Source organism: Lactobacillus helveticus DSM 20075 = CGMCC 1.1877, assembly GCF_000160855.1.
GTDB classification, from domain to species: domain Bacteria; phylum Bacillota; class Bacilli; order Lactobacillales; family Lactobacillaceae; genus Lactobacillus; species Lactobacillus helveticus.
Map to the genome: position 1 here is coordinate 1,496 of NZ_GG700761.1, position 7,669 is coordinate 9,164.

8 protein-coding genes and 3 pseudogenes are annotated in these 7,669 nt (G+C 38.8%); 3 read left to right on the plus strand and 8 right to left on the minus strand.

The window, feature by feature from the left end; all coding sequences use genetic code 11:
* A pseudogene (locus HMPREF0518_RS08730) lies at positions 1–379 on the plus strand (TSUP family transporter); the annotation flags it as partial.
* A 133-nt stretch (positions 380–512) separates the two neighbouring features.
* Here the strand turns inward: HMPREF0518_RS08730 and HMPREF0518_RS08735 are convergent.
* Positions 513–1,598, minus strand: a complete 1,086-nt coding sequence (locus HMPREF0518_RS08735) for an Ldh family oxidoreductase (RefSeq protein WP_003627861.1) — start codon at positions 1,596–1,598, stop codon at positions 513–515.
* A 416-nt stretch (positions 1,599–2,014) separates the two neighbouring features.
* Positions 2,015–2,686: a hypothetical protein gene (locus tag HMPREF0518_RS08740; protein ID WP_003627862.1), complete on the minus strand. Its 672-nt coding sequence runs from the start codon at positions 2,684–2,686 to the stop codon at positions 2,015–2,017.
* Between the two features lie 49 nt (positions 2,687–2,735).
* Between HMPREF0518_RS08740 and HMPREF0518_RS08745 the strand changes: the two are divergent.
* A pseudogene (locus HMPREF0518_RS08745) lies at positions 2,736–3,302 on the plus strand (IS3 family transposase); the annotation flags it as partial.
* A 65-nt stretch (positions 3,303–3,367) separates the two neighbouring features.
* On the opposite strand, the gene HMPREF0518_RS08750 reads toward HMPREF0518_RS08745, so the two are convergent.
* The 6 genes from HMPREF0518_RS08750 to HMPREF0518_RS10160 form a co-directional block, all read right to left on the minus strand.
* Positions 3,368–3,955 carry a recombinase family protein gene (locus HMPREF0518_RS08750; protein WP_003627864.1) on the minus strand — a complete coding sequence of 196 codons (588 nt, stop codon included), beginning with the start codon at positions 3,953–3,955 and terminating at the stop codon, positions 3,368–3,370.
* A gap of 325 nt (positions 3,956–4,280) precedes the next feature.
* The gene (locus HMPREF0518_RS08755; protein ID WP_003627865.1) at positions 4,281–5,768 is read right to left on the minus strand and encodes an ATP-dependent nuclease; all 1,488 of its coding nucleotides are present in this window, start codon (positions 5,766–5,768) and stop codon (positions 4,281–4,283) included.
* 64 nt (positions 5,769–5,832) lie between these two features.
* Positions 5,833–6,039, minus strand: coding sequence for a hypothetical protein (locus tag HMPREF0518_RS08760; protein ID WP_003627866.1), 207 nt, complete (start codon positions 6,037–6,039; stop codon positions 5,833–5,835).
* Between the two features lie 28 nt (positions 6,040–6,067).
* The gene (locus tag HMPREF0518_RS08765; protein WP_003627867.1) at positions 6,068–6,337 is read right to left on the minus strand and encodes a hypothetical protein; all 270 of its coding nucleotides are present in this window, start codon (positions 6,335–6,337) and stop codon (positions 6,068–6,070) included.
* A gap of 30 nt (positions 6,338–6,367) precedes the next feature.
* Positions 6,368–6,742 (minus strand): hypothetical protein, encoded by a 375-nt coding sequence (locus HMPREF0518_RS08770; RefSeq protein WP_035505185.1) that lies wholly within the window; start codon positions 6,740–6,742, stop codon positions 6,368–6,370.
* Between the two features lie 15 nt (positions 6,743–6,757).
* The gene (locus tag HMPREF0518_RS10160; protein ID WP_003627869.1) at positions 6,758–6,922 is read right to left on the minus strand and encodes a DUF3990 domain-containing protein; all 165 of its coding nucleotides are present in this window, start codon (positions 6,920–6,922) and stop codon (positions 6,758–6,760) included.
* Between the two features lie 329 nt (positions 6,923–7,251).
* On the opposite strand from HMPREF0518_RS10160, the pseudogene HMPREF0518_RS08775 reads away from it, so the two are divergent.
* A pseudogene (locus HMPREF0518_RS08775) lies at positions 7,252–7,669 on the plus strand (ISL3 family transposase); the annotation flags it as partial.

Below are 7,669 nucleotides of genomic sequence, written 5' to 3' on the forward strand. Positions count from 1 at the left end.
GTGCACGCCTCTCCCCAAAAGAAATGGTGGATTTTCTTTAATCAGCCTGATCGGCATCGTGTTAGTGGGTGCTTATACCGGTTACTTTGGTGCAGCCGGCGGGGTTATCTTTCTGGCAATTTTGTCCGTCATTACCGATGACCGCTTTGCCGTAGTTAACGCCATGAAAAACGTGATCGCGTTTGCCGGCAACCTGATTGCGACCGTGATTTTTATTTTTAAATCCCGGATCGACTGGTTGCTGGTTATTCCACTGGGATTGGGACTACTGATCGGTCCAATTATTGTCCGCCATGCCAATATTCATTTGTTAAGAGCACTTATATCATTGGCAGCGTTTGGTTTAGCTGCTTACCTATTTGTCACCGCCTACTTTTAATTGATCAATCAGCTTAATTTGATTTCAAAGTCAATTTTTGACACTACATAAAACGCCTCGTACGTTGACCGGCAAAACGGTCTTACAGTCCGAGGCGTTTTTTTAAACCCAAATTAAAAATCAATGACCGCTATCAAATCGCTTCTGGAACGGGGATTGCTAATTCTTCGCCGATCGTCTTTAATTCAGCGACTGTTTTATCGTCAATCACAACTCCCTGCTTCAAGTTTTCAGCATAACGTCGATACTCACGGTCACCCGGAATCATAATTTCAGTACCTGGTAAATGCTTCAAGTGACGAAGTCGGTCAAACATCTCCTCGGCAGACTTCTTTAAATCGTCCAGATTACCAAACAATTCCGGATTAATCGTCAACAGGAATTGGCTGAAATCATGATGGCCAGGTTTATTGGTATCAGCCGAAATCGACCCTTGCGCCAAAATTCCTGTCAGCAACTCAACCACTAATGAATTGCCAAATCCCTTATAGTTTGAATTTGACTGCAATAACCCGCCAAGTGTCAGCACACCGCCACCAGGCTGTTTTTCGGTAAAGGCCACTTTGGCCAAATTATCTTCAACTTTTTGAGCATCATGCATCACCCTGCGATGATCGTCAACGGCCCAATCGCCAGGAATTGGTTGGTTATTTTTAGCAAGCACTTGGATCTTCCCACTGGAAACAATCGAAGTAGCCCCGTCAAATACAAACGGATGCGGTTCTGCAGGAAAGGTAAATGCAAACGCATTGGAGCCCAGAAAGGCCTCGGTTGCGTTGGGTGGTACCACCAGTGGCCGGGTATTAGTCAACGCAATTCCGATCAGGCCTTGTTTAGCCGCCATTCTGGCATAGTAGCCGGCCGTACCGAAATGATTGGAATTGCGAATAACAGCAACCGACAATCCTAGTTTTTGTGTCTTTTTAATTAATTGTTTTTCCGCAAAAGCAGTCGCAATTTGTCCCATATTTTTGTTGGCATCGATTAACAAACTAGTTGGCGTTTCTTTGATAACCTTCAACTTATTTTGTGGTTCAATAATATGCTCCTTGATCATGCTTGTATACCAAGCCAACCGTTGAATACCATGAGACGAAATACCGCGAAGATCGGCATCTACCAACGTGTCAGCCAAAAGTGCGCCGTCCGATTTTGAAAATTGCCGGGCCGCAAAAACTTTTTCTAAAAATTCCTTTTCCGATAACGAACTAATCCGCATGAAAACCGCTTCCTTTCAAATTCGACACTATATCTTTCATCACCGTCAGTTCAGACGATATCCGTTAATTCTACCGGTAATGTAACAAAGAAAAAACGCCCTCTAAATTCACTTGGAATTTAAAGGACGATTTTTCCGTGGTGCCACCTTTTTTCATAATAGGAATTTGCTATTACCTCTACGCGGGCTTCATCAACAAAAACCCACTAAAGCCGTAACGTGCTTCAGACGATTTGCAAACTTCCATCTGCCAATGGCTCCAAACTCATTTTCGTTCATCGTCATCCGTGCTCTCTCACCTCATGACACTCTCTGATTGAATGACTTTTGTTTGAACTACTCTATTCTTCACAGCCGATAGATGATAACTTGATTAGAATGCTAATACAGTTCTCGAAATTTGTCAACCTCGAAAGCTATTCAGCTGATTTCCGAGTAAACAACAACGTACCTGCCGCCGGATAATCGAACGAAGTTCCTTCCGGCATCTGTGCCTCATAAGCTTGTGTAAGAGGTTGATACCTACTACCATTCATATTAACCTTCTGATCGTACTTGTAATAATTGTATAGAATTCCTAAAAATGGATCAATCCGACCTCGACTTGTAGGATTAATTTGAGTATAAATACCTCGTGAACTATCTGCTGGTGTCCAAATCACATCTTCACCTTTTTCGTAACGAATCATATACGTTGTGCCTGCTAACAATCGATCATTTAAAAAATTAAACGGGTTAACAGCATTAGTTGCTGTAGAAACTGCACCAGTTGTCGGGTCTACTTTCGTTCCCTGACTATAAATTGTTTGGGCAAGTGTGCTTAAACCACCTATATCGTCCCAGGCATGACCAACGTCACGACCCATTTCGATCAGTTGCACGTGCTGTGCTGATACTGGTAACAACTCACCCCTTTGATCATTCTTAGTCACTAACCGCATTTGATACATAATTGAACCGTTATTACCACCATGAGTTCCTTCATTGTTAACTGTTGTTGCTTCTACAGCCTCAGCATACAACGGGTAATTGTTTGTAAACAAAGCTCTGCCCATCGTACCCATCACATTAAATTGGTGTTGATTCATCCAATATGAGTGATCATTATACGTTGCTGAAAGCACTTTAAAGACGCGTAAATATGATTCTTCGAAAGGGCCTGAGGGGAAGCGGGTTAAGAATAAATTGCATCGACGCTTTCAAACCGATCGGCCTTATCAGAAAATGGTTGCCGATGTAACTGAATTTAAAATTCCAGCGACGCAAGAAAAAGTCTATCTCGAGCCAATTATGGACTTATACAATAACGAGATTTTGACCTATGCCATTACTGCGGGTAGCCCGAACCTTAAATTTGCCTTACAGCCTTTAAATTCATTGATTACTTCAATTCCCAATCAGCCTTATAAACAATTTTTACACACTGACCAGGGGTGGCAATATCGCCATCAATCCTGGCAGAAGAAGCTTAGGAAAGCTAAACTGACACCAAGTATGTCTCGACGGGCCACTTGTTTAGACAATGCCTGCATGGAAAGCTTTTTTGACAAATTAAAGGTTGAGTTAGATGATTTATCAAATTACCGTTCCGCTGAAGAATTAATAACGGCGGTTAGAAATTGGATCACTTATTACAACACCTGCCGCATCCAAATGAAACTAGGCGGCACATCGCCGATAAAATATCGACTCCGTGCCGCCTAGAAAAGACAAGCAACTATTCACTTTAGCTTTTGGGGTACATCTCATGTGCTAACCAAAAGGGGGCCCTATTTTCTTTTAATACCGTATTTCACACGGTATCGAATAAAGGTCGTCCGTTTAATACCTGTATTTCGGGACACATCAATGTCACTCATGCCAGCTCGATAAAGCTTAAAAGCATGTTGCAAGCGGGGATCGTCTTGGGTGTATTGGGGTTTGCGCCCATGATATTTACCCTGCTGCTTAGCTAAGGCAATCCCTTGCTGCTGGCGCTCAATGATTCGCTTACGTTCACTTTCGGCCTGATACTTATAGAGTTCAATAATCAAGTTGGTCATCAGTTGACGTAAATTTGGGTCAGCAATCCCTGTCATGGACGGTAAATTTAACACATCTAAGGTGGCCCCCTTATTTTGAATGGTGTTCATAATCTTAGTTAAATCCTGGTTGTTTCTGCCTAAGCGATCTAATTCAGTGACCAGGACAATATCACCCTCACGAATATAGGCCAGCATTTTTTGCAGTTCTGGCCGATTCGTGTTAGCCCCACTTAATTTATCCGTAAATAATTTATCAACGTCTTTTAAAGCCGCTAACTGTCGATCTAAATGTTGCTCCTTGGAACTCACACGCGCATAACCGATTTTAGCCATTTCTAATTCTCCTTTTGGACAGTTCTAATGAACACTTGTAATTCCTAGTATATCACAGAAATAAAAAAGACCAATAGGGTATACTCTTGTGGGCAAAGCTAAGTGTATAATTTTTTGCGGTAAGTTGAATAATTAATTAAAAAAGCTCAAGTCCTTTGAATTTGGACTTGAGCTCAAACAAAAAGACCGGTATTCCTTAACAGGATAAGGGATCTCGAAGCTGTTTTAATGTGCCGCACAATCGTGCGCTTACACGCAACTTGTCAGCGGGATTTTGTATTGATGCGATGGATCAGACGGCCACATCGCACTATCATGAGACATATCAGTCGATAGTGTTGTTGATGTTTAACCCTTTATATATTACCAACAAGCAATCAATTGATTGCTTTAAGTTATCTTCATTCCAGACATTTCTATTTGGATCATCAAGAGTTTCAGGATGATCAATTTCGTTTCGAACAATGTAAGGTATAGTTCGCTGTTGTTCAGCTTTCCACTTACCACGTACTCTAGGGAAATAAGATTGAGGTGGTAGAGACTGTTTGTTACATTCTGGTTGTAAAAAGTCATCATCAAAAGCGGATAGACTAGAATCTTTGGTTTTTTTATTACGAATCCAATAAATGTATATTTTTGTGAATAATAGTTGATGCAGATCAACATTTGGGACACCAAATGCCTTGTAGGTAACCTCACCTATTGAAGTGGGGGAGAACAATAAGGAATCAACGAAGTCTATCTCCTTCTGGTTACCTTCTTTTTTTAGAGAAAGTACAATTATAGAATCATTGTCCTCATGGTAATGTCTTAGTATGTATGGCGAATGTGTCGTTATAAATACTTGATCACCATTTTTAGATAAGTTCACTAAAGAATCTATTAACTTATCTTGTGCCTTGGGGTGTAAGTATATTTCAGGTTCGTCTATCAAGAATTGCGTGTTCTCATCTTTGGTACTAACTTTCGAATAGACTTGAATAATTGCTAAAGCAAGAGCCCGTTGCAAGCCATTTCCCTTTTCAGATATGTCAGTTTCTATACCGTTCTCGGTAGATAATATATTTCCTTTTTTTATAAGATCATTGACATTTGGAAAATCAAACTTAAACTCCATTTTGGAATCGCCAAACTGATCACTTAATATTTCGTCTATGTTTCTTTCTGTGTCGTTCAAATATTTTTGAATGCCATTGTCGCCAAAGGCTTTTTTATGTGCTTCTTTTAAAGCAGCAAACTCTGGACCTGTTTGGAATTCTTTGGTAATTATTTGAATTAGTTTCCCTGTTGTCTTGGTGGTACCAAAATCCTGATAGTCTTCATTATGCATATCAGCATAAACAATTTGAGGATCTATTAAGTCAGTTATTGTACTACCAATACCGGTGGGGTTTTCAAATTGATTCTTCTGGTAATTAAAAACTCTTACTTTTTTAATATCAAATTTCACATTTTTTTCTTTACCATCTTTCCCTTGCTTAACGGTATTTTCTTCTGAGGACCTTTTAAGAGTTAACTGGTGGTTATTGATATATGGATTATATTTTTTTAAAGATCCCGCAAACGGATTAACATTATCTATAACAATAGTAACACTGACGTTTTCTTGTTCATGGCCATTTGTTATAACATTCTCTTTTTTGCCACCTGTTGTTAAAAAGTCCAAGGCGTTCAAGATGGTTGTTTTACCAACATTATTGTTTCCAACAAGATAATTTACGCCAGAAGCAAATGGTATTTCAATATCTTCATCTTCAGAATTATTTGATGAAAAAGATTTGAAATTATGCAGAACCATTTTCTTAATGTACATTATTTTTCTCTTCCTATAAAAAAACGTATATCGTTATGATTTTCATATGAACATTTATTGATAATCACACAACAGCTATAAAGATACGCAAAAGCTGCAAACAAGAATTATATTTTCTAACAATTGTCCATTTCTTCAACATGGCATTTTCAAAAACCCCAGTTATAAATTCATCAGTATAAATCACTACTTTTGTCGAATCGAGGCCACTGCCTTTAAAAAATTCGTTTTGGAAGTCCTGTTTCAGCGGAATTTCTTTTTTCTTACTCATATCATAGCATGCTTTTTAACAAAACTGCCTAACATTTCAGGCTTTGATCAGATTCAATATCGGGTGACTTGATTTCTGGATTCTGTTTAGCAAATGCTTGCAGCTGTTTTTGAGTTCGCTTACTGATTTCATGGTGTACATCATTTAACTTATTTTTTAGTCCTAACTTTTGTTGTGGATTAGTCGCTTGCTGAACCTGCTGTTGCAAGTCTTGATAAGACTGATTTAATGCCTTGGCTAATAACTGTTTTAGGTCATTATCTGGCTCTTGCTGTGCTTGATAATTCTTAACCGACACGATCTTAACGTCTTGGGGACTAAAACAATATTACTCTTTAGAGGTCATGTCATGGCCTTGCTGACTGTCCTTAAAATCTCGCACAGCATAATGAATATTCATTTGATTAGGCACTGGATTTAAAGTTGCTGCTGCACTATCATTACCACCCACCTGATTACCTAGGTCGTTAATAATATCGAGATCATCTTTAGCCGTTTCAATAGTGGTTTGCGCAATGTGCTTAGCAATTTGATGGTTACCCTCGTCAATATGTGTTTCGCTAGTCGGTTCGTCCCAATCAGACAAAATATATGGGTAGCCATCTTCTTTAATTTGTTGTTTGGCAATACCTTCTACTAATTTCGTTACTTTTGCAGGTGTGAGAGTTACTTGATTGCCACTGATTTTTTGGCTACTGTCCAAAATACTTGCGTCCATTTAGACTGTATATAAATATTTTTCAGCATAGCGAGTTGCTCGCTCTAGGTTATCGGTTAAATAAATGCAATAACCCATATCAGCTCCGTTTTTATGGACTTTTTGAATTTTAAAATTATCGAATTTGTTGGTTGATCCGTGATAAAATTGTAAATTGTCTGTCATTATTAACACTCCTTTGCTTTGCTAATCTCACCCGTTGTTTAGGTTTACTTTTAGCTTTATAAAAGTGAACCTAAATGACGGGGTCACCAACCGGAACAACGTGAAGGGCGGTAGGCAGGTTCTAATCAAAATCAAAGCTTATTTGTTATGCCTTCAAGTACGATATTCAGACAACACACCAGATTAAACGCCGCAACTAATAAAACAACAAAAAAGATCTCCCACACGCGGAGATCTCCAAAGGATAGAAACTATCATTCAACACCATTTGACAAACTTCCAATAAAAAATCTATTCCACTAAACATTTTATAAGTAAAGGTGTGTACTATGTCCTCTTTAAATAATTGTATTAAATTTGCGCTTGATATTAAAGATAAAAATATTGTTTTTAAGAGCTTTTTCTACAAGATGGTTCAAATGAAGAAGCATAAAATCTATGAAGCCGAATTAATTCAACCCGCTTGCCCTTGCTGTGGCTCTTTAGATCTCTTGCACAATGGCCACTTGATTACCAATATTCACTATCCGACAGCTAATGCCAGTTTGCCTGTCATTATCAGATTGGCTAAGCAGCGAGTTAAATGTCGTGATTGTGAGCGCTGGTCCATGGCTCAATCTGAACTAGTAAACAAATACTGTTCTATTTCTAATGCTTCTAAGCTCAAAGTATTATCAGCTTTAACTGAAGATCGATCTATGACCAGCATTGCCAGAGAAAACAATGTTTCGATCAATACCGTTCAAA